This window comes from Variovorax sp. AC194 (genome assembly GCF_979257995.1).
In genome coordinates, this window is record NZ_OZ409823.1 from 6,388,014 (window position 1) to 6,407,270 (window position 19,257).

The following is a 19,257-nucleotide window of genomic DNA, read 5'->3' on the forward strand; positions in this document are numbered from 1 at the left end:
GAAAAAGCGGCCCATCGCAGGGCCAACGCTCTACAGACGATTACTTCTCGACGATTTTGAAATTCGCGACGCCATAGACGTCGTTGCATGGAGCGCCGGGCGCGCAGGTCGGCTTGCCCAAGAGCGGCGACGCACCGGTGCCGCGCGTGGCTTCGAGCGCCGAGAGCACCGGCAGCGGGAACTGCGGAAACACGCCGTCGTTCTGCACGCCGGAAGCACTGAAGTCGCGCTCGTGCTCGCTCACGAGCACCGCGAACTGGTTGGTGCCGGCGGGGCCGCCCGCGTCCATCGGCCACGAGGCGCGCGGCAGCGCGAGCGCGCTGTTGGCGGTGATCTTGTTGTACTTGTCCAGCAGGTTGGGGAACAGGAGGAACATCTCGCCGCCGCTGGACAGAAGGAACACGTAGACGAAGCCGTCGCGCTTGCTGCGGACCTCGAACGCGAGCTTGTCCTTGCCGATGTTGACCTCGGGCTTCTTCGCGGTGGCCGTGACCTCGAAGCCGGGCGCGGCGCCCGCCGCGAGCGACTGCAGCGATTCGAGCGGCGTGCGCGGCGCGGGAGGCGGGGGTGGCGGTGGCGGCGGCGGCGGTGGTGCGGTCGTCACCTTGATGTCCTGCTGCGGCGGTGGCGGCGCGGTCGTGATGTCGGTCGCCTTGCCCTTGCCGTCGGCCACATCACCACCCACACTGGCGGCTCGGCCTTGGTACCACCACCAGCCGCCGCCGGCGATGGCCGCGACGACGGCGATCGAGGCGATGGCCGCAACCGCTTTGCCCTTGCCCGCGCCGCTGTTGCCGCTGCCGGGTGCGGGCGCCGGCGGAGGTGCCTTCTTGCCGCCGATGACCGTGGCCGCGTTCGCATTCGAGTTGCTGTTGTTGCCGCCCGTGCGTGCGCCCGAAGGCGGCTGCGTGCGCGGTGTCGGCGCGATGCTGTGTCCGACTTCCAGGTCGAGCGCCGCGCGCAGCTCGGCCATCGACTGCGGCCGCTGCTCGGGCCGCACGCCCAGGCCCGCGTCGATCGCCTGCAGCAGCTTCAGGCTGTAGCGCTGGCGCAGGATGTCGTTGCCCGCGAGCGGCACGTAGCTGTCGGACAAAAGACGCGCCACCGACGGCGGCGGCGCGCGGCCGCACACGGCCACGTGCATCACGGCCGCGAGCGCGTAGACGTCGGTCCATGCGCCCTGCGACATGTCGGGCATCTCGGCGTACTGCTCGATGGGCGCGTAGCCGGGTTTGAGGATGACGGTGATCGCCTGCGTCTTGTCGGTGATCACGCGGCGCGCGGCGCCGAAGTCGAGCACCACCGGTCGGCCCGAGCCTTCGAGCAGGATGATGTTGTCGGGCGCGATGTCGCGGTGGTAGCAGTTGGCGTTGTGCATCACGCCCAATGCCTGGGTCACGCCGTCCATGATGCGGATGAGCCATGACTCGTCGACGCCCGCGGGGATGGCGACCAGTGCTTCCCTCAAGGTGTCGCCGCGGTAGAAGGGCATCACCATGTACGTGGTGCCGCGCTCTTGCCAGAACCTGTAGACCTTCAGGAGCGAGGGGTGGTCGAACTGGGCGAGGAGGCGGGCTTCGTTGATGAAGCTGCGCATGCCCAGGTCGAAGGTTTCGCGGTGTCTTTCCGAGAGGGGGACGACGGTGCCGTCGTTCTGCCTTGTCGAGAGAGACGTTGGCAGGTACTCCTTGACGGCCACGACGCGTTCGAGGTCGTGGTCCCAGGCTTCGTAGACGACGCCGAAGCCGCCCTGGCCGATGACTCGGGTGATCTCGAATTCTGCGAGGCGGCTGCCTACGGGGAGGAGGCCGGCTTCGTGCGTGCTCGATGCCGGGTTGGTGACGGGGACGTTGTGCAGGCTTGTCACGCCGGCGCTGATGACGGTTGCGGCGGTGTCGCCGCCAGTCACCGGCTGCGGAGCCTGGCGGGAGACGACTCTTGTGCGGTCGTCTTCCGGTGGCGTGTTGGAGGGAGAGTCGGTCATCGACTTGCTCCTGCGGGTTGAACGCTTTTTTGAATTTGCTTTCCGAGGCCGGGTCTCGCCCCGGCGGGCGACCTACTTTTCTTTGCTTCGCCAAAGAAAGGTAGGCAAAAGAAAGGCGACCCCACTGTCTGCGACCCTCCGCTTCGCTGCGGGCAACCTGCGGTGCTCGCGTTTCGCGGGGTCTCGCCGAACTCGCTTCGCTCAAACAACGGCGAGCCCTTGTCCGCGAAACGCTCCGCTCCTCGGCGCAGACAGAGGGGGGTGGATACCGAACGGGCCTTTGCTTCGCTCGGCCCGAAGGGCTGACACGCTTCGCGTGTCAGCCTTGAATTGGTTGGTGGGTGGTATTGGCTTCGACCAAGCCGAGCAAAGCGATGGCCCGATGGCGCCGCCGAGCGAAGCGATGGCGTGTCCGTGCTCCCACCCCTTCTGTCTGCGCCGAGGAGCGCAGCGTTTCGCGGACAAGGGCTCGCCGTTGTTTGAGCGAAGCGAGTTCGGCGAGACCCCGCGAAACGCGAGCACCGCAGGTTGCCCGTAGCGCAGCGAAGGGTCGCAGACAGCAGGGTCGCCTTTTCTTTGCTTACTTTCTTTTGGCGAAGCAAAAGAAAGTGAGTCGCCCGCCGGGGCGAGACCCGGCCTCGGGAAAGAAAAGAAAGCAAGGAAGCCTTCATTCCCCACCCCCAAGAAACAAAGCCTCGAACTGCGCATCGCGAGGCAGCCCAGTCGCCAGCATCCGAACCCCACCTTCAACAGCCGGATCACCCAGCCACAAAGAAGCCCCCACCGCAGGCATTTCCAGCGACTCGACACCGGCGACGCTTTCGCCGGCGGCCGTCACGAACAGCCGCCCCAGAACCGCATCGAACCTGAGCGCATCCAGATCCCCATCCAGCCCTTCAAGCGCAGCCTGAGTCCCCAATGCCCACCAGTGCAGCGCCGCACCGAGTGCCTCCCCCTGGAGCACATCCGAAACATCCCCCAGCTCGACAGCAAGAGTGAACGGAAAGTACCGTCCAACGTCATCGACGGAAGGCATCAACACCCCGATCCACGCGCGCTCGCCGGCCACCTGCGGCCCGAGCGCAAAGCACCAGATCGGCGCCTCGAGGTAGTAGGTGGTCCAGTCCGCATGCCGATCCCGCAGCCGCGCGAGACCGCGCTGCAGCCACTGGTCCCACACCGCGCGAAACGACTCCGGCAAGCGCCGATGCGCAAAGTCCCCCATCCCCGGCAACTTGCCGAACCATCCCGGCAACTCGGCCGAAGCGAAGAGAGAAGAAGGAGAAGAGGCAGCCAGGCTCACAGCCCCTCCGGACAAGAAAACTCCCGCAGCTCGCGCAAGCGGATCGGATGCTGCACGCTGTTCGTGGTCACCTCGAAGCGCGTCTTGCGCGCGCCGATCTGGAACGTGATGAAGAACTTCTCCGGCGCATCGCCCGCTTCGAGCTGCCCGTCGTCGAGCGCACGGAAGAGCGCCCACGGCCCGTCGACCGCCGAGCCGGAGCTGCCCGTGGTCGAGGGCGGGCTCACCTGGATGCGCACCTGGTTGCTGCCCTTGGGGCCGGGCCACTGCACGGCCATCGGTACCACGGGGCCGTGCGCGTACTTCACGAGCTGGCCATCGACGTCCAGGATGAACTGGGTGATGCCCGCGTCCATCTCCACCGGCTTGAAATCGAGCCGCATCGAAGGGCCTCTACCGCCGGCGCGGAAGAAGATGTCCTTGATGCGCGCGGCGCGTTCGAACTGCGCGAGCGCCTGCGTGGTGATCGCGCCGCGCTCGGCCACGGGCTTGTAGCGCCACGGGCGCGTGCTGGTGTCGACCAGTGCAGCGAGGCGCTTCTGGAAGAACTCGTCCATCAACCCACCGGCGCCGAACATCTGGCCGAAGTCCTCGGGCAGCACGTCGCGCTTGCTGGTGGGCGAGAACGGATAGCGGCCCGCGATCGCCCGCGTGCAGAACTCGGTGACCGGGCGCAGGTCCTGGCTCAGGTTGCCGCGCTCGGCCACCTGCGCCTGCGCGGCGCCCGACTGGCTGAGGTTCTCGACCATCGAGCGCACCGGCTCGGGCAGGCGGCCCGCGTCGGCCTTGAGCTTGCCGGCCACGTCACCGGGCGGCGGCGAGGTGCGGCCCTTCACGGCCGTGTCGACCGCGTTGAGGTACACGTAGACCTCGTTGAAGAGCTTGAGCGCATCGTCGATCGGCGCGGGCTGGCCGGGTGCCGCGGCGGTGACGAGGCGGCGCAGCGGCTCGAAGCGGTCGTCCACGATGCTCTCGATGCGCTTGCCGCTCGCGACCGGCTTGTTGGGGTCGCCGCCGAAGAGGTCTTCCAGTCCCTTGCGGGTGCTGGCGACGGTGGCGGTGGCCTTGCTCACCACGTCCTTGGGCTGGTCGGCGGGGATCAGCGTGGTCTCCTTCACCACGGCGCGCAGGAAGTTCGCGAGCGGCGAGCTCACGCCCGAGAGGATGCGCGCGGCCTCGATGTTTTTCTCCAGGCCCGTCGCGCGGATGAGGCGCACGTCGCCGAGCAGCGCTTCCCACTGCTTCACGTATTCGGCAAGGTACAGGCGCCGCACGCGGTCGGTCAGCGCGCCGAGCGCGGCCACGTCGCGCAGGCGGTCGGCGGCGCCCTTGTCCTGGCCGAGCACCCAGGGGTCTTCGGCAGCGAGCAGGCCGGTGAGCACCGTCACTTCGTTCTGGAAGCGCTTGTGATAACCGTCGTAGGTGAACATGCCCGGCACGCCTTCGGTCAGCGGCTTGCCGCTGATGCGCTCGAACACGAGCGGCGCCGAAGGGCCGGCGGCCGTCGCGACGCTGAAGCCAGGAATGTCCTTGGTCGCGCGCTGGCGCTTGAGGCGGCTGAACACGCGCTGCTCCAGCGGGTAGCTCGCGAGCACGGCGCGCACGCTGCGCACGAGGTTCTCGTCCATCTTGAGCGGGGAGCGCGGCGGGCCTTGCGCGATGAGCACATCGAGCTGGTCTTCGAGTGCCGTGCGCTGGTCTTCGGGGATGCCGCGGTCGAGGTTCCGCGCCCAGTCGAGCGTGATCCAGGCCTTCAGTGCATCGGGGTCGAAGTGCTCGGGCTGGTAGAGCATCAGGTAGCTCTTGAGCGCTTCGTAGGTGTATTCGAGGTTGTCCTTCTGCGCGGTGCGCAGCTGGTCCTCGATGCGCTTGGCGATCTGCGGCAGGAACACGTCGTTGAGCGCGCGCTGGTGCGCCAGGCGCGCGGCGGCGTCGAGCTTGTCGCCCTGGTAGAGGCCCAGCGTCATGCTCAGCGGCTCGTCGCCCTGGCGGTTCTCGGGGGTCTTCCAGATGTCGCGCACGCCCTGCATCACGGGCGCCACCTCGACCAGGTTCTGCAGTTGCACCGGCAGGTTGGCGAGCGTCTTCTGCGCGGGCTCGGCGCGGGCCTCCACCGACTTGAGGTAGTTCATGTTCTGCCAGGTGCTGTAGCCCCAGCCCGCGATGAGGCCGACGGTCACCAGCGTCATCGCGGCCACGCCCGTCATGCGCAGCAGGTGGCGGCGGCGCTCCAGCTTCACGTCGGCGCCGGCCAGGCGTTGCTCGGGAAACACCACGTCGCGCAGGAGCGATGTGAGGAAGTAGCTGCGCCCGCTCGACTTCTGCGGCGCGAGCATCGCGCGCTCGATGCCGAAGCTGCGCGAGAGGCTGCCCATCACGCGGTCGATGGGGCTGCCCTCCTGCGTGCCGCTGGTGAAGTACACACCGCGCACCCACGGCGGCTGCGCGAAGCGCGAGCCCGTGAACACCTGGTCCAGCAGGTCCGACAGCAGCGAGCCGATGGAGCCGAACTGCGCGGGAAAGCCGAAGATCGCCGCGCGGCGCGTGCCGTCGGTCTCGCGCTGCATGCGCGGAATGAGGCCGTCGTTCACGCGGTTGTGCAGCAGCGCGAACTCGCGGTGGAAGGCGGTGGAGAGGCCCTTCTCCTCGGTCTGCACGTTCTCGTCGGCCGGCAGCGTGAAGCCGAAGACCTGCGCGCGCTGCTCCTTGCCCAGGTCGTCGAAGTAGTCGGTGAAGCCGTAGAGCAAATCGCTCTTGGTGACGAGCACGTACACCGGCAGGCGCGTGGTGAGCTTCGAATCGAGTTCGAGCAAACGCGCGCGGATCGATGCGGCCAGTTGCGTGCGCTGCTCGGGGCCCTGGCTCAACAGATCGGCCACGCTCACCGTGAGGAACACGCCGTTGAGCGGCCGGCGCGGGCGCGCCTTCTTCAAGAGGCCGAGGAAGCCTTCCCATGCGTTCTTGTCTTCGGACTGGTGGCTGTCCTGCGTGGTGTAGCGGCCGGCGGTGTCGATGAGCACGGCCTCGTCGGTGAACCACCAGTCGCAGTTGCGCGTGCCGCCCACGCCGCGGATCGCGCCGGGGCCGAACTTCTCGGCGAGCGGGAACGAGAGACCCGAATTGACCAGCGCCGTCGTCTTGCCGGCACCGGGCGCGCCAATGAACACGTACCACGGCAGGTCGTACAGGTAGCTGCCGCCCGAGATCGACATCCAGTCGCGCCAGCCGGGCTTCTTGCCGGCCGCATGCAGGCGCATCTGCTTCAACGTGGCGACGGCTTCGCTGAAGCGCGTGTCCAAAATTTTCTGTTCGCCGTTGACCGGTGCATCGGTCTTGGCGGCCGGCGCCTTCATGAGGCCGTCGGTCAGGTGCTGGCTCGCGCGGCGCGCGCGCCAGCGCCGCCAGAGCATGCGCAGCACCACGATGAGCACGATGGCGCCGATGAGAATCCAGCGCGCCGTCTCGCTCTCCAGCGGCGCGAGCGAACCGATCTTCACCAGCGGGCCGATCCACCAGATCAGGAGGCCGATGATGATGAGCGCGAGCAGCGTCAGCAGCAGCGGGCTGAACAGGAAGCCGAAGATTTTCTTGATCATTTCGTCGCTCCTGGAACGGGAGCAGCCGCAGCCGGTGCCGTCGGTGCGGCGGAGGCGACGCGCTCGGGTTCGGTCAGCAGCACGATGTCCACGCGCCGGTTGCGCGCGCGGTTGGCGGGCGTGTCGTTGGCGGCCACGGGCTCGGCGTCGGCCTTGCCATCGGAGCGCATGCGCGCGGGATCGACCAGCGTGGTGAGCGCGCCCTTGACCGCATCGGCGCGCGCAGCCGAGAGGTGCCAGTTCGACGGATAGCGCAGCGAGCGGATCGGCTGGTTGTCGGAGTGCCCGGTGATGAGCACGTCGCCCTTCACCTCGGCCAGTGCCTGCCCGATGCGGCGCAGCACCGGCAGCGACGCGGCCATCGGCTCGGCGCTGCCGGAGCTGAAGAACGAATCGCCGCGCAGCCGCACCACGCTGCGGTCGGCCTCGTCGGTCACGGTGACGAGCCCTTGCTTGACTTCAGGTTCGAGGAAGCGCGCGAGCCGCGGCGTCTTGGCGGGCGGCGCGGGCGGGGCGATCTGGATGTTGGGAACGCGCAGGCCCGACACGGCCGCATAGGTGGTGTCGGAGCGCTTGTTCAACAGGATCTGCATGCCCACCCACGCGAGCGCGAGCAGGAAAGCGAAACCTGCCGCGAACACCCACAGCGGCAGCGATTCGCGCAGCCGCACCGTGCCAGCGCCCTGCCCGCGCCAGTGCGGCGAGAGTTCGGGTTCGAGCTGCGGGCGGTCCTTGGCGATCAGGTCGGCCAGGCGCTGGCGCACCGAGTCGAGTTGCGCGCGGCCGTTGTCGACCACGCGGTAGCGGCCCTCGAAGCCGAGCGCAAGCACGCTGTAGATGAGCTCGAGCAGCTGGCGGTGCGTGGGCACGTCCTGCGCGAGCTTGGCCAGCAGCTGGAACACCTTCTCGCCGCCCCAGGTCTCGTTGTGGAACTGCACCAGCAGGCTCTGCTTGTTCCAGCCGGCCTGCACGCCCCAGGGCGTGTTGGCCACGGCCTCGTCCAGCGCCGTGCACAGCACGTAGCGCGCGGCGAGCACCGATTCGTTGCTCACGCCCGCGCGGCGCGCGCTGGCGTCGAACTGGTTCACCGCGTCGGCGGTGGAGGCGCGCAGCGCCGGCACGTTGGGCGGCTGCGCGAGGTTGCGCAGCTTGCCGATCAGCACCAGCAGCTTGCCCGCCGCCGACACCAGCGGATTGAGCAGGCCGATGTCGCCGACCTCGGCCGCGGGCGTCGGATCGGCGCCGCCGAAGAACGGCGCGGGCGCCGCGGCCTGCGGCGTGCCGGCCGGCGTGCGCGGCTTGGGCTTGATGACCGTGCGCTCCGACTCGAAGGCGGCAAAGGGATCGGGGGGTGTGCTCATGGGGTTACCTCGGGCCGTCCATGCGGCAACGGCCACTTGGGCAGCAACAGAGCCGTTCGGGCTGAGCTTGTCGAAGCCTTGCACGCCGCGCCCAGCCCTTCGACAAGCTCAGGGCGAACGGAGTAGGAGGTGGCTTGCGGCTTCATGAACGAATGGCCCAGAACGCGAGATCGAGGCCGGGAAAGTCGCCGGCGATGTGCATCGCGATGCCGCCGGATTGCTCGAGCTGGCGCCACAGGTCGCTGTTGCGCGTTTCGAGTTCGAAGTAGTTGGCGCCCGTGTGGAACGGAATCTGGCGCGGCGCGACCGGCATCGGCGTGAGCGTGACGCCCGGCAACGCGAGGTTCACGAGATCGCGGATGCGCTCGACCGGGCCGATCTTCACCTGCGTGGGGAAGCGCGCGCGCAGCGCCTCGCTGGGCATGTTGGCGTTCACTGCCAGCACGAAGGTGGCCTTGCGCTGCAGCTCCACGTCCGTGACCATCGCCACGCGCACGCCGTGCTTGCGGTCGTGCAGCTCGATGCGGATGGCCGACTGCTCGAACACCATCGAGAGGCTGCGGCGCAGGTCGTCCATCACCGGGCGGAAGCTCAGCGCGAGGTCGTCGTGCACATAAGGACCGAAGCGCGCCACGCGGCGCGAATCGCGAAAGCTGGAGAGGTCGCCGGCCAGGCCGAGCGCATGTTCGAAGAAGTGCTGCGGGTGCAGCATCGCGCTCTTTGCGAGGTGCGCAAAGATGGCCTCGTTGCGGTTCACCGCCTGCAGCAGCATGAAGTCGGCGATCTCGGCCACGCCGCCGGTGCCGCCCTGGGTCATGCGGCCGGCCAGCGCCTCGCCGCGCTGGCGCAGGAGCCCCAGCAGCTCGTCGAGCCAGGCGCGGATGACCGCATGGCCGGCCACGTCGAGCAGCGGCGGCAGCATGCCGCGGTCCAGCTGCACCTGGTTGTCGGTGCGGCGCTCGACCACGCGGGCGACACCCATGGTGGTCCAGGCGTCGGTGGCTTCGCCGGCGCGCATGAGGCGCGTGTGCAGCTGGCCCAGCTGCAGCATGGCGGTGCGCTCGCCAGCGGTGTTGGAGTCGGGCACCTCGGACTCGAGCACGCGGTGGCGCACCAGCTCTTCATAGTCTTCGGCGTCGGCCTCGCGGGCTCCCGCGCGGCGCAGCGGCAGCGCGAGCACCACGGCCTCGTCGCGCATGGAAGAAGGAATGTCGATGGGTTCGGGCAGCGGATCGACCGCCGGCATGTCGAACACCGTGCCGTCGCCGAAGATGCCGACCGCGCGCACCAGCGCCAGCTTGCCCAGCGTGAGCGCCGCCTGGTCGATCTCCAGTTCGGCAAAGCCCCAGGCGTAGGGCGTGGTCGAACGCAAGAGCACATGCCTCGCATGATCGGCATGACGCTCGCTCTGCTGCAGGTGCTGAGGCTGCAACAGCATCCCCTCGCTCCAGACCACTTTTGTTCGCCAACTCATCCGCACTCCGTCAACGGCAAGGGTTGCCAGAAAGAAACACGAAGTTTCCGGCGCGGCGGGCGGCGGGCAAATCCGCCTAATGGCCTAGACGAAGGGGTTTGGAGCTACGGCGAAGGGACTAGGCGCCGAGGCGCCGTCGTGCGGCCGGTGCCTCAGCGGCCGCCGGCGCGCAAGGTCTCGACCTGCTCGGCGTAGGCCTTTTCGATGCGTTGCAGCCGCTGCGCGCGCGCCGCCTCGTTCACCCACGCGGCGGCCATGGCGCGTTGCTTGCCCAGCTGGTATTCGAGCCGCGCCTCGGACAGCAGCGCGCTGTCGTCGACCGCGACGTAGCCGTAGGTGGCGCGCAGGTTCTTGAGCACTTCGCGCTCGGCCTCGGCGCGCGGCCCCTTGCCCTGCCCGTAGGTGACCAGGAAGTTCTGCAGCTTCGCCTGGAACTCGGGCGGGTAGTTGCGCCGCACCACCATCGGCGCGCCGGGCGGCGGCTCGGACGCCCAGATGACCTGCAGCCGCTCGGCCTCGATCGGGAACTGCTGGCGAAAGCGCTCGAAGTCGGTGGTGTTGTTGGTGGCCACGTCGGCATCGCCGTTGGCCACGGCCAGCGCGGTGGCCTGGTGGGTGCCGATGAATTCGCTGCGAAAGCGCGTCTCCATCTCGATGTTGTTGGGCAGGAAGAGCTGGCTCTGCGGCACGACGAAGCCGGTGACCGAGCGACTGTCGCCGCGCGCGAGGCGCCAGCCCTCGGGCTGCGCGAGCATGCCTTCCAGGGTGTTGAGCGGGCCGCTCTTGCGGGCCAGCAGCACGGCGCGGTGCTCGGGCATGCCGGGACGCCGCGCGATCTGCGCCACCACCTTCATGCGCCGCTGCATCACGGCATCGAGCGCCATCTTGGCCGAGAGAAAGGCCATGTCGATCTCGTCGCGGCCGATGGCGCGGTCCAGCTCTTCGTACGACGGCACCGAATAGGCGTTGACCGGGATGCCGAGCGAGCGGCTCATGTCGGCCATGAACGGCGTCCACAGCGCCCGCGATTCGACGGTGCCGCCCAGCGGCAGCACGCCGAAGCGGATGGCCTGCAGCGACGGGGCGGATTTCTCGTGCGTGACCTGCGCCAGGGCCGGCGATGGCGCAAGCAGCACGGTGGCTGCGGCGAGCGTTGCGGTCAGCAGATGCTTGAGTACGGGGAGCATGTCTCGCGGCTTGGCTTGTGGGGGACGCTGTGGTTCGATCGACGCTCACCGCACACCGCGATAACGCTGCGAACCTGGCGCATCACACAACACGGCGCACGGAAAAGCAAGACGCCACCTTGCGGGTTGCGTGCAGGCTTCACCTCAAGGCGTCACGTCCTTGAGCACGCTGACCTGCTCCGCATAGCCGCTCTCGATGCGCTGCAGCCGGGCCTGCCGCGCCGCGTCGTTCACCCACTGGGCCGTCACGGCGTTCTGCTTGGCCAATTGATAGGCCAGCTTGGCCGCGGGCTGCAGCGAGCTGTTGTCGGCCGCCACGAAGCCGGCCAGGTCGTGCAGCGACTTGAGCACCACGCGCTCGGCATCGCCGCGCGCGCCCTTGCCGCGGCCGTAGGCGGTGAGAAAGGCCTGCACGCGGGTGCGCAGCTCGGCCGGGTACTCGCGCCGCACCACGATCTGCGCGTGCGGAATGAGCTCCGACTCCCACAGCACCTGCAGCCGCTGGGCCTCGGCCGGAAAGCGCAGCCTGAAGCGCTCGAAGTCGGCCGAGTTGTTGGTGGCCACGTCGGCCTCGCTGTTGGCCACGGCCAGCGCGTTGGTCTGGTGGGTGCCCACGACCTCGCTCAGGAAGCGCGTCTCCATCGCGATGTGGTTCGGCAGAAAGAGCTGCAGCTGCGGCACGATGAAGCCCGACACCGACTGCTTCTCGCCGCGCGCGATCCGCCAGCGGTCGGGCTGGTCCAAAAGGCTCTTCAGCGTATTGAGGGGCGGCGCCTTGCGCGCGAGCAGCAGCGCGCGGTAGCCGGGCAGGCCGTCGTGCCGCACGACCTGCGCCACCACCTTCATGCGGCGCTGGGTCACGGCGTCCAGCGCCATCTTTCCGGAGAGAAAGGCCATGTCGACCTCGTCGCGCTGGATGGCCTGCTCCAGCGCCTCGTACGAATTGACCGAGAGCACGCTCACCGGGCGGGCGATGGCGCGGCTCAGTTCGGCCAGGAGCGGGTCCCAGTCGCTGCGCGACTCGAAGGCGCCGCCCAGCGGGAGGATGCCGAAGCGCACGGGGGCCGTATCAGGCGGTGCGGACGGGGCGGCCTGGGCGCCGGCCGCCAATGGCAGGCCGACAAAAAACGCCAAGGCCGCCGCCCGGAACGCAGCAGGAAAAACGGCGGGGAAAACGGCAGTAAAGCGCAGGGAAACCAGCATTTTGGGAGCCGAAAGGCGTAGGGCCGCTGCGGACCAGCGGGTCTAACATGGGCGAATCGGACGCCATTAAATAGCAAATACAAGTTAATTTCGTGATGTTTTTCCTGTCTTCCATGTTCGCCGCCGCGCCCATAAGCTCGCGCCCCATGGGTTCAATGCATCGATGAACTGGAACTTCCGCGTCCTGCGCAAGCTTGCGCGCCTCACCTTCGCCCAGCAGCTGATCCTGCTGGCGCTGGTGCCGGCGACCGCGGCCACGCTGACGGCGATCGCCGTGCTCACGCGCCAGCACCTGGGCAACCTCACCGAGCTGATGCGCGCCAACGCGCAGACGGTGGCGCTGCAGGTGGCCACGGTGGCGCAGGCGCCGCTCTCGCGCATGGACAAGCGCGCGCTGCAGCGCACGGCCCAGTCGGGCACCTACCAGCCGCACGTGCAGCAGGTGCAGATCTGGACCGAGGACGGCGAGATCGTCGCCAACTCCGAAACCGTAGACCGCGCGCGCGGCGAGGGCCTGCAGGTGGTGGTGCCGATCGTGGCCGACGACGGGCGGCACAACGGCAAGGTGATGGTCGAGATCGGCCTGTCGGCGGTGCAGAACGCCCGGCGCTCGGTGTGGCTCAACGTGGCGGTGGTGCTCGGGTTCAGCCTGGTGGGCGTGGGGCTGGCCGGCTGGTGGGCGGCGCGGCGCATCAGCGAGCCGATCCGCGCGCTGGGAAAGGCGGTCGACCGCCTGGGCGCGGGCGAGGACGCGAGCGTGGCCATCGAGGGCACGCTGGAGGTGCAGCACCTGCAGCTGGGCTTCAACCAGGCGGCGCGCGCGCTGGCCGAAAGCCGCCGGCTGCTGCAAAGCCGCGTCAACGAGGCTACCTCCGAACTCGCGCGCAAGAACGCGCTGCTCGAGGTGGCCAGCCAGGCCAAGACGCGCCTCCTGGCCGCCGCCAGCCACGACCTGCGCCAGCCGCTGCATGCGCTCACGCTTTTCTCCGACGGGCTGGCCAACGGCGAGACCGATCCGGTCAAGCTGCAGCGCATCGGCCACATCCGCGAATGCGTGGAATCGCTCGACCGGCTCTTCTCGGAACTGCTCAATCTCTCGCAGCTCGATGCGGGCGTGCTGCAGCCGCAGTGGGCCGACTTTCCGCTGGACCGCCTCTTCGACGAGATCAGCCGCAACTTCCGATCGGTGGCCGAGCAGCAGGGCCTCCGGCTCGTGGCGCGCAAGACGGAGCTGTGGGTGCGCTGCGACTACGTGATGCTCTCGCGCATCCTCAACAACCTGGTGTCGAACTCGTTGCGCCACACCATCGAAGGCGGCGTTTTGATCGGCGCGCGGCGCCGCGGCAAGGGCGTGCGCATCGACGTGGTGGACACCGGCGTGGGCATCGCCGCGCACCACCAGACGCGGGTGTTCGAGGAGTTCTACCAGGTGGAGCCCACCGGCCGCCAGTCGGCCCGCGGCGCGCGCGGCATGGGCCTCGGGCTGGCCACCGTGCAGCGGCTGGCCGAACTGCTGAACACGCGCGTGGAGCTCAGCTCCCGGCTGCACAAGGGCACCTGCGTGCGGGTGCTGGTGCGCTCGGCGCCGGCCGCGCTGCCGGCGCCTGTTCCCTCGCCCGTGGCCGCCGGCATCGAGGACGAGGAGGCGAGCCTGGCGAACCTGCGCATCCTGGTGATCGACGACGAGCGCACCATCCTCGAAGGACTGATCGTGGTGCTGGCCAACTGGGGCGCGGAGGTGATGGCCGCGCAGACCCGCGCCGAGGCGCTCGCATTGGCCGACACGTGGGAGCAGCCGCCCGACGTGGTGGTGAGCGACCTGCTGCTGCAGGGCGGCGACAACGGGCTGGACGTGATCGCGGCGCTGGAGCGCCACCCGCGCGGCATCGGCGCCGGCACGGCGCGCCTTCTGGTGACCGGCGAGACCAAGCCCGATCGCCTGCGCGAAGTGGCGAGCGCCGGCATCACCGTGCTCTACAAGCCGGTCTCCCCGCGCGTGCTGCGCCAGGCGATCCAGGCCCAGCGCGCCGCCGCATTGCTGCACACCAACGCATAGACCATCGGACATAGACCGTGCGGCCGCTGCGCCGTGCAGTTCGTCACGCTGGCACGGGGTCGCGGCGGCTGACATAGCCCCTCCGCCTTATCGCGCGAAGCGGGCCCCGTCCTTACATTGGGTCATGCACCCTCGCTGCAGAAGCAGTCACATGTCCGTCGCCGCGCCACATCCCTCCACACCCTTCCGCGGAAGGCTGAACGGCGCTGCGCGCGCGGTGCTGGCCTTCGGGCTGACCGTGGGCTTGGCGATCGGCCTTGCGGGCCTGTCCACGGGCAGCCGCGCCGCGGCGGCCGCCAGCCTCACGGTGCTCATGAGCGACGACAACGCGGCGCATTCGGAATTCGTGCAACAGCTGCGCGCGAGCCAGGAGCCCGGCAGCCGCTTCGAGCTGGTGCGCCTGTCGCCGACCGGGGAGATGCCCCAGACCATCGAGACGGCAGGCGCCGACACCGAACCGCGCGCCAATGCGGGCGTGCGCACGCGCAGCATGCGGCCCTCGGCCGCCGATGCGAACGTCACCATGGCCGTGGGCGTCGCGGCCGCGCGCGCCGCCGTCGAGCGGCCGGGCCAGGAGCCGCTGGTGCTCGCGATGCTGAGCCGCCTCGACTACGAGACCTTGAAGGCCGCCAGCCCGGCCTTCAAGCGCAGCGACCGCCGCGTGGGCGTGCTGCTGCGGGACCCCGCCATGGCCGACCAGCTCGCGCTCATCGGCGCGGTGCTGCCGCAGAAGCACCGCATCGGCGTGGTCGCCACGCCCGAGTCGGAGCCGCTGGTGCGCGAACTGCAGCGCGCCGCGCAGGGCGCCAATCCGGCGTGGGACGTGCGCGTCGAATACGCGCCCGATGCCAAGTCGCTCGCCGCCGCGCTGCGCACCGTGGTGCCGATGAGCGACGCGCTGATGGTGCTGCCCGACCTCATCGGCGACAACCAGGCGGCCACGCTCTCGGTGCTGCGCGCGGGCGCGGGCGCGGGCCTGCCGGTGTTCGGCGCGAGCGAGGGCCTCGTGCGCTCGGGCGGTCTCGCGGCCGCGGTCTCGACGCCCTCGCAACTCGCGCAGCAGGCGCGCCTGCTCGGCCAGAAGGTGGCCAGCGCGGGCAACGCCAACAACAACAGCCCGCTGGTGGAGGCGGCCACGCCGGCCACCGTGCGCGTCAACGCCACCGTGGCACGCGGACTCGGCCTGCGTCTGCCGGAGGAACGGGAACTGACCGACCGGCTCGCGGCCCCGCGATGAGCGCCGCGGACTCCCCGCAAGCACCGGCGCCGGCCGGCGATGGCGCGGCGCCGCCACGCGCCGCGACCGCGCTGGTGGTGCGCGGCAACCTGCAGCGCGACCTGTTCCGCCTGGGCGTGGTGCCCTGCGCGGCGGTGGCGCTCGCCCTCACCGGCTGGTTCACCCACAACCGGCTGCAGACGCTGGAGGCCCAGTTCGACGCCGAAGGCCAGGCCGTCGCGCGCCAGGTGGCGGCGATGAGCGACCTGAGCCTCTACGCGGGCGACGTGCCGGCGCTGCAGAACGTGGCCAACGCGGCGCTGCGGGGCGGCCAGGTGATGCGCGTGGAGATCAGCAACAGCGCGGGCGTGTACGTCACGGCCGGGCCCAAGACCGAATCGCTCGCGCAGCTGCGCATGTTCACCTCGCCGGTCACGCTGCGCGAAGCCTCGCGCGCCAGCGCCTTCGCGCCCGCCGGCTCCACCGCCGCGGGCGAGACGCCCATCGGCCTGGTGCAGACCTTTCGCGACACCACCGCCTATGCGCGCGAGCGCAGCCGCTCGCTCATCGCGGGCATCGGCATCGCGCTGGTGGCGCTGCTGGCGGCGTGGGCCTCGGTGCGCCACATGGCGCGCACGGTGGCGCGGCCTCTCCGGCGCGTCTCGCGCACCGTCGCCGCGCTGGAGGCGGGCCACTTCGACATGCGCTGCGAGGTGATCGAAGGCGGCACCCGCGGCACCCACGAGCTGGCCGTGCTCGCGCACGACATCGACCGCCTCGCCGAGCGCCTGCAGCACAACCGCCAGGTGAGCGAGGAGCGCGTGCGCGAGGCCACCGCCGTCGCGCTGCAGCGCATGGCCGAGGCCGAGCAGGCCGCGCTCTCGCGCGCGCGATTTCTCGCGGCCGCGAGCCACGACCTGCGCCAGCCGCTGCATGCGATGGGCCTCTTCATCGACGGCCTGCTGCCCACCGCCACCGCCGCGCAGCGCCCCGCCGTGCTGCGGCTGCAGGAGAGCACCGAGTTCATGGGCGTGCTGCTGGACGACCTCCTGGAGATCTCGCGGCTCGATGCGCAGGTGCTCACGCCGGCCATCACCCGCATCTCGCTGGCCGCCCTCTTCGACCAGCTGGATGCGCAACATGCCGCCGCCGCCATCGAGGCGCGCGTGCGGCTGCGCTGGAGCGACCGGGGCCTGGCGGTGCGCACCGATGCGGCGATGCTGCAGCGCATCGTCAACAACCTGGTGGCCAACGCGCTGCGCCATGCGCCCGAAGGCGGCACCGTGCTTGTGGCCGCGCGGCGCAGCGCGGCCGGTGTGCGCATCGAGGTGCGCGACAACGGCGTGGGCATCGCGCCCATTCACCAGGGCCGCATCTTCGAGGAGTTCTACCAGGTGGCGAACACCGAACGCGACCGCCGCCGGGGCTTCGGCCTGGGTCTTGCGATCTGCGCGCGCATCGCGACGCTGCTGGGCACCCGCATCACCGTGCGCTCGGCGTTGCAGGCCGGCAGCACCTTCGCCTTCACGCTGCCCGCGGCGCGCGCCGCCGACGTCGTGCTGCCCGAGCCCGCGCCCGTGGTGCTCGCGCCGCTCGCGGGCCTGCGCTGCCTGGTGGTGGACGACGACCCCGCCATCCTCGACGGCAGCCGCGCGCTGCTGGCGCAATGGGGCTGCGAGGTCGAATGCGTCACCACCGGCGCCGAGGCCATCGCGCGACTGGGCACCGGCGACATCCACTTCGACGCAGTGCTGTGCGACCTGCAGTTGGCCGGCGAAGGCGATGGCGTGGACGTGATCGAAGCCGCCAAGCGCCTGCAGCCCGACGCGCTCGCGGTGCTGGTCTCGGGTGCGACCGGGCCCGAGGTGCTGCAGCGGCTGCGCCATGGCGGGGTGATGCTGCTGACCAAGCCGGTGCCGCCGGCGAAGTTGCGGGCGTTGCTCACGACGCGGCGCCACGCGCCGGTAGCCTGAAGTTCAGGCCGCGCTCGCGAAGGCAATCCCCCACAGGTCCGTTCACGCTGAACTTGTCGAAGCGCCGCGCGAGGCTTCGACAAGCTCAGCCCGAACGGTGGTGGTGGTGCCTCAAGCCGCTTCTTCTGCGCGCGAGAACTGCCGCCGATACACCGTCGGCGACACCTTGAACGCCGAGGTGAAGTGCTTGCGCAGCGACACCGCCGAGCCGAAGCCCGCGCCGGTTGCGATGCGCTCGACCGGATGGTTCGTGGTCTCCAAAAGGCGCTGGGCCAGTGCGAGGCGCTGGTTCTGGATCCACTGCCCTACCGTCGTGCCCGTCGATTCGCGAAAGCGCCGCGTGAAGGTGCGGCGGCTCATCAACGCGCGGCGCGCGAGCGTGTCCAGCTCGTGCGGCACATCCAGATGTTTGCCCAGCCATTCGAGCAATGGCGCGAGCCGGTCGCGCTCGGCCGTCGCCGGCATGGGCTGCTGGATGTACTGCGCCTGCCCGCCCTGCCGGTGCGGCGCGACCACCATGCGCCGCGCGGCGCGGTTCGCCGTCTCGGCGCCGTAGCGCACGCGCAGGAGGTGCAGGCAGCAATCGATGCCCGCGGCCGTGCCTGCGGAGGTGAGCACGTCGCCGTCGTCGACATACAGCACCTCGGGCTGCAGCTTCACCTTCGGGTATTGCCTGGCGAACGCGGCGGCGAGGTTCCAGTGCGTGGTGGCCGGCCGGCCATCGAGCAGCCCCGCCTCGGCCAGCACGAAGGCGCCCAGGCACAGGCCGACGACGGTCGCGCCGCGCCGGTGCGCGGCCTGCAGCGCGCGGATCAACGCGGGCGGCGCGGGCCGGCCGTCGTCGCGCCACGAAGGCACCACCACGATCTGCGCGCGGCGAAGCGCCTGAAGCCCATGCGGCACCACGAGCTCGAAGCCCGCGTTGGTCTGCAGCGCGCCCGGCTCCGGCGCGCACACGCGCATGCGGAAACGGGGCGCGCCGGTGTCGGTGCGGTCTTCGCCGAACACCATGCAGGGCACGGACAGGTGAAAGGGGCTGATGCCGTCGAAGGCCACAATGGCAATGGTCTCGGCAATGGTTTCCGCAGCTGGATGGGGCATGGCCCGATCTTATCGATGAATGGCTATCGGGCCACTTTCGGCAAGCCGCCGGAAGGCGAACAATCGAGCCCATACCCACCGAGAAGGAGCAGACCATGAGCAACACCCCCACCCCGCGCCGCGCCCTCGTCGTGATCGACGTGCAGAACGAATACTTCGAAGGCGGGGGCCTCCCGATCGAGTACCCGCCCATCCTGGACACGCTGCCCAACGTGACCAAGGCCATGGACGCGGCCCACGCCGCCGGCGTGCCGGTCGTCGTGGTCCGTCACCACGCCCCCAAGGGCGCGCCGGTGTTCCAGGCCGACACCCACAACGGCCAGCTGCACCCCGAGGTGGCGAACCGCCCGCGCGACCACCTGGTCACCAAGACCTTCCCGAGCGTGTTCACCGGCACCGACTTCGCCGACTGGCTCACCCGCCACGAGATCGACACGCTGAGCGTGGCCGGCTACATGACGCAGAACTGCGATGCATCGACGGTGTTCGAGGCGATGCACCGCGGCCTGAACGTGGAGTTCCTCGTGGATGCGAGCGGCGCGCTGCCGTATGAAAACGCCGCGGGCAAGGTGACCGCGGAAGAAATCCACCGCGTCTTCAGCGTCGTGTTCCACAGCAACTTCGCAGCCGTGGCGACGACCGCCGCGTGGATCACCGCGATGCAGGAAGGCCAGGTCATCGCGAAGGACAACGTGGTCATGTCCAACCGCCGCGCGCGGGGGGTCTGAGCGTTCGGGGCGGCGATCGCTGATCGCCGAACACCATCAGCGTGTCCAGGTGCGCAGGGCATCGGGTGCTCCCCG

Annotated in this window: 12 protein-coding genes; 4 read left to right on the plus strand and 8 right to left on the minus strand. The window is 69.7% G+C overall.

The window, feature by feature from the left end:
* Positions 1 to 40 precede the first annotated feature (40 nt).
* The 7 genes from ACZYRS_RS30210 to phnD (ACZYRS_RS30240) all read right to left on the minus strand — a co-directional run bounded on the left by ACZYRS_RS30210 (position 41) and on the right by phnD (ACZYRS_RS30240) (position 12,108).
* Positions 41 to 1,984, minus strand: a complete 1,944-nt coding sequence (locus ACZYRS_RS30210) for a protein kinase domain-containing protein (protein ID WP_463422151.1) — start codon at positions 1,982 to 1,984, stop codon at positions 41 to 43.
* A 667-nt stretch (positions 1,985 to 2,651) separates the two neighbouring features.
* A complete protein-coding gene (gene tagF, locus ACZYRS_RS30215; RefSeq protein WP_463422152.1) occupies positions 2,652 to 3,287 on the minus strand; it encodes a type VI secretion system-associated protein TagF in 636 nt (211 codons plus the stop codon).
* Entirely contained in the window at positions 3,284 to 6,883 is a 3,600-nt protein-coding gene (tssM, locus tag ACZYRS_RS30220; RefSeq protein WP_463422153.1) for a type VI secretion system membrane subunit TssM, read from the minus strand. The genes tagF and tssM overlap by 4 nt, the downstream gene beginning before the upstream one ends.
* Positions 6,880 to 8,244, minus strand: a complete 1,365-nt coding sequence (locus ACZYRS_RS30225; RefSeq protein ID WP_463422154.1) for a DotU family type VI secretion system protein — start codon at positions 8,242 to 8,244, stop codon at positions 6,880 to 6,882. The genes tssM and ACZYRS_RS30225 overlap by 4 nt, the downstream gene beginning before the upstream one ends.
* A gap of 142 nt (positions 8,245 to 8,386) precedes the next feature.
* Positions 8,387 to 9,718 carry a type VI secretion system baseplate subunit TssK gene (tssK, locus tag ACZYRS_RS30230; protein WP_093436979.1) on the minus strand — a complete coding sequence of 444 codons (1,332 nt, stop codon included), beginning with the start codon at positions 9,716 to 9,718 and terminating at the stop codon, positions 8,387 to 8,389.
* A gap of 152 nt (positions 9,719 to 9,870) precedes the next feature.
* Positions 9,871 to 10,905: a phosphate/phosphite/phosphonate ABC transporter substrate-binding protein gene (gene phnD, locus ACZYRS_RS30235; RefSeq protein WP_463422155.1), complete on the minus strand. Its 1,035-nt coding sequence runs from the start codon at positions 10,903 to 10,905 to the stop codon at positions 9,871 to 9,873.
* Positions 10,906 to 11,049: 144 nt separating this feature from the next.
* Entirely contained in the window at positions 11,050 to 12,108 is a 1,059-nt protein-coding gene (gene phnD / locus ACZYRS_RS30240; RefSeq protein WP_463422156.1) for a phosphate/phosphite/phosphonate ABC transporter substrate-binding protein, read from the minus strand.
* A gap of 163 nt (positions 12,109 to 12,271) precedes the next feature.
* Between phnD (ACZYRS_RS30240) and ACZYRS_RS30245 the strand changes: the two genes are divergently transcribed.
* From ACZYRS_RS30245 to ACZYRS_RS30255, 3 genes are all read left to right on the plus strand, one after another.
* Positions 12,272 to 14,164 (plus strand): ATP-binding response regulator, encoded by a 1,893-nt coding sequence (locus tag ACZYRS_RS30245; protein WP_463422157.1) that lies wholly within the window; start codon positions 12,272 to 12,274, stop codon positions 14,162 to 14,164.
* 151 nt (positions 14,165 to 14,315) lie between these two features.
* The gene (locus tag ACZYRS_RS30250) at positions 14,316 to 15,401 is read left to right on the plus strand and encodes an ABC transporter substrate binding protein (protein WP_463422158.1); all 1,086 of its coding nucleotides are present in this window, start codon (positions 14,316 to 14,318) and stop codon (positions 15,399 to 15,401) included.
* A complete protein-coding gene (locus ACZYRS_RS30255) occupies positions 15,398 to 17,353 on the plus strand; it encodes a hybrid sensor histidine kinase/response regulator (RefSeq protein WP_463422159.1) in 1,956 nt (651 codons plus the stop codon). The genes ACZYRS_RS30250 and ACZYRS_RS30255 overlap by 4 nt, the downstream gene beginning before the upstream one ends.
* Positions 17,354 to 17,464: 111 nt before the next feature.
* Here ACZYRS_RS30255 and ACZYRS_RS30260 read toward each other — a convergent pair whose 3' ends face one another.
* On the minus strand, positions 17,465 to 18,454 hold the full coding sequence (locus tag ACZYRS_RS30260; RefSeq protein WP_463422160.1) for a GlxA family transcriptional regulator: 990 nt from the start codon (positions 18,452 to 18,454) through the stop codon (positions 17,465 to 17,467).
* Between the two features lie 95 nt (positions 18,455 to 18,549).
* Between ACZYRS_RS30260 and ACZYRS_RS30265 the strand changes: the two genes are divergently transcribed.
* Entirely contained in the window at positions 18,550 to 19,182 is a 633-nt protein-coding gene (locus tag ACZYRS_RS30265) for a cysteine hydrolase family protein (RefSeq protein WP_463422161.1), read from the plus strand.
* Positions 19,183 to 19,257 lie beyond the last annotated feature (75 nt).